General features: G+C 62.2%; 1 protein-coding gene. It reads left to right on the top strand.

What is annotated here, in order from left to right; translation table 11 throughout:
• Positions 1-3,900 (top strand): beta strand repeat-containing protein (locus CQW31_RS31245; protein ID WP_371858403.1); only part of this gene is annotated, 3,900 nt, incomplete at both ends.

Below are 3,900 nucleotides of genomic sequence, written 5' to 3'. Positions count from 1 at the left end.
GCACGGCGGCAGTCACCACTGTCAGTGATACCATCGACACCTCTACCGTTACGCTAACCGCGACCCCATCTGTGACCGAAGGCGGCACCATCGTCTACACCGCCACGGTGAATGCGCCGGTCACCGGCAGCCCGGTCGTGGTCAGCCTGGCCAACGGCCAGACCATCACCATCCCGGTCGGCCAAAGCTCCGGCACCGCCACCGGCGCCGTGAGCAATGACGTCTATCAAGGCCACGCGGCCGTCACCAACAGCATTACCAGCGTCAACGGCGGAAACTACGAAAACCTGGTCGCCAACCAGGCGCCAGTCAGCACTGCGGTCACCGATGTACAAGACACCACCACTGTCACCCTGACCGCCACGCCTTCCGTGGCCGAGGGTGGCACCATCATTTACACCGCCACTGTAGGGGCGCCGGTCACCGGCAGCCCGGTCGTAGTCAGCCTGGCTAACGGCCAGACCATCACCATTCCGGTCGGCCAGAGCTCCGGGACTGCCACAGGTGCGGTGACCAATGACGTCTACCAAGGCCACGCGGCCGTCACCAACAGCATCACCAGCGTCAGCGGCGGCAATTACGAAAACCTGGTTGCCAATCAAGCGCCAGTCAGCAGCAGCGTCACAGATGTGCAGGACACCACCACCGTCACCCTGACCGCAACGCCGTCCGTGGCCGAAGGCGGGACCATTATTTATACGGCGTCAGTCGAAGCCCCTGTTACTGGCAGTCCGGTTGTAGTCGGCTTGGCCAACGGCCAGACCATCACCATCCCGGTCGGCCAAAGCTCCGGTACCGCCACGGGTGCGGTGACCAATGACGTCTATCAAGGCCACGCGGCAGTTACCAACAGCATCACCAGCGTCAGCGGTGGCAACTACGAAAACCTGGTCGCCAATCAAGCGCCTGTCAGCACCACCGTTACCGATGTGCAGGACACCACCACGGTGTCGCTGTCGGCGACGCCAAGCGTGGCCGAAGGCGGGCAGATCGTTTACACCGCCACCTTGAGCAACGCCGCGCAGTCTGCAGTGACGCTCACCTTGAGCAATGGCCAGACCATCACCATCGGTGCCAATCAGACCTCCGGCAGCGTCGCCGTTGCCGCGCCAGCTGATGATCCGTACCTCGATGCCGGTCAGGTCAGCGCACACATCACCAATGCCTCGGGTGGCAACTTCGAAAGCCTGGCGATCAACAGCACGGCAGCCGTGACCAGCGTCAGCGACACCATCGATACCTCTACCGTCACGCTAACCGCGACGCCATCTGTGGCCGAAGGCGGCACCATTATCTATACGGCAACAGTGGGCGCCCCTGTCACCGGCAGCCCGGTCGTAGTCAGCCTGGCCAACGGCCAGACCATCACCATTCCGGTCGGCCAGAGCTCCGGGACTGCCACGGGTGCGGTGACCAATGACGTCTACCAAGGCCACGCGGCCGTCACCAACAGCATTACCAGCGTCAGCGGTGGCAATTACGAAAATCTGGTCGCCAATCAAGCGCCAGTCAGCACCAGCGTCACAGATGTCCAGGACACCACCACGGTGTCGCTGTCGGCAACGCCAAGCGTGGCCGAGGGTGGCACCATCGTCTACACCGCCACAGTAGATGCGCCCGTCACCGGCAGCCCGGTCGTAGTCAGCCTTGCCAATGGACAGACCATCACCATTCCGGTTGGCCAAAGCTACGGTACCGCCACGGGTGCCGTGACTAACGACGTCTACCAAGGCCACGCGGCGGTCACCAACAGCATCGCCAGCGTCAGCGGCGGCAACTACGAAAACCTGGTCGCCAACCAGGCGCCAGTCAGTACCACCGTGACCGATGTGCAAGACACCACGACGGTATCGCTGACGGCGACGCCAAGCGTGGCCGAAGGCGGCACTATCATTTACATCGCGACTGTAGGGGCTCCAGTCACCGGCAGCCCAGTGGTAGTCAGCCTTGCCAATGGACAGACCATCACCATTCCGGTTGGCCAAAGCTCCGGTATCGCCACGGGTGCTGTCACCAACGACGTCTATCAAGGCCACGCGGCAGTTACCAACAGCATCACCAGCGTCAGCGGCGGCAATTACGAAAACCTGGTCGCCAATCAGGCGCCCGTCAGTACCACCGTGACCGATGTGCAAGACACCACCACCGTCACCTTGACCGCCACGCCTTCCGTGGCCGAGGGTGGCACCATCATTTACACCGCCACAGTAGGTGCTCCGGTCACCGGTAGCCCGGTCCTGGTCAACCTGGCTAACGGCCAGACCATCACCATTCCGGTCGGTCAAACCTCCGGTATCGCCACCGGCGCCGTGAGCAATGACGTCTATCAAGGCCATGCGGCAGTTACCAACAGCATCACCAGCGTCAGCGGCGGCAACTACGAAAACCTGGTTGCCAATCAAGCGCCAGTCAGCACCAGCGTCACCGATGTACAAGACACCACCACTGTCACCCTGACCGCCACGCCTTCCGTAGCTGAGGGCGGCACCATCATTTACACCGCCACTGTAGGGGCTCCGGTCACCGGCAGCCCAGTGGTAGTCAGCCTTGCCAATGGACAGACCATCACCATTCCAGTTGGACAGAGCTCCGGTACCGCCACGGGTGCCGTGACTAATGACGTCTATCAAGGCCACGCGGCAGTTACCAACAGCATTACCAGCGTCAGCGGTGGCAACTACGAAAACCTGGTCGCCAACCAGGCGCCCGTCAGTACCACCGTGACCGATGTGCAAGACACCACGACGGTATCGCTGACGGCGACTCCCAGCGTGGCGGAAGGTGGCACTATCGTTTACACCGCCACAGTAGGTGCGCCGGTCACCGGCAGCCCAGTCGTAGTCAGCCTTGCCAACGGGCAGACCATCACCATTCCGGTTGGCCAAAGCTCCGGTACCGCCACGGGTGCTGTCACCAACGACGTCTATCAAGGCCACGAGTCAGTCACCAACAGCATCACCAGCATCAGCGGTGGCAACTACGAAAACCTGGTCGCCAATCAGGCACCGGTCAGCACCTCTGTGACCGATGTCCTAGACACCACCAGCGTTACCCTGACTGCCACGCCGTCCGTGGCGGAAGGCGGCACCATCGTCTACACCGCCACAGTAGATGCGCCCGTCACTGGCAGCCCAGTCGTAGTAAGCCTGGCCAACGGCCAGACCATCACCATTCCGGTCGGCCAAAGCTACGGTACCGCCACGGGTGCCGTGACTAACGACGTCTACCAAGGCCACGCGGCGGTCACCAACAGCATCGCCAGCGTTAGCGGCGGCAACTACGAAAACCTGGTCGCCAACCAGGCGCCAGTCAGTACCACCGTGACCGATGTGCAAGACACCACGACGGTATCGCTGACGGCGACGCCAAGCGTGGCCGAAGGCGGCACTATCATTTACATCGCGACTGTAGGGGCTCCAGTCACCGGCAGCCCAGTGGTAGTCAGCCTTGCCAATGGACAGACCATCACCATTCCAGTTGGACAGAGCTCCGGTACCGCCACGGGTGCCGTGACTAATGACGTCTATCAAGGCCACGCGGCAGTTACCAACAGCATTACCAGCGTCAGCGGTGGCAACTACGAAAACCTGGTCGCCAACCAGGCGCCCGTCAGTACCACCGTGACCGATGTGCAAGACACCACGACGGTATCGCTGACGGCGACTCCCAGCGTGGCGGAAGGTGGCACTATCGTTTACACCGCCACAGTAGGTGCGCCGGTCACCGGCAGCCCAGTCGTAGTCAGCCTGGCTAACGGCCAGAGCATCACCATCCCGGTCGGTCAAACCTCCGGTACCGCCACCGGCGCCGTGAGCAATGACGTCTATCAAGGCCACGCGGCAGTTACCAACAGCATCACCAGCGTCAGCGGCGGCAACTACGAAAACCTGGTCGCCAACC

The organism is Pseudomonas sp. 382 (assembly GCF_002759075.1).
Classification (GTDB): Bacteria; Pseudomonadota; Gammaproteobacteria; order Pseudomonadales; family Pseudomonadaceae; genus Aquipseudomonas; species Aquipseudomonas vlassakiae.
Note: the sequence above shows the minus strand (reverse complement) of the source record. Positions and strands in the feature narration are given on the sequence as shown.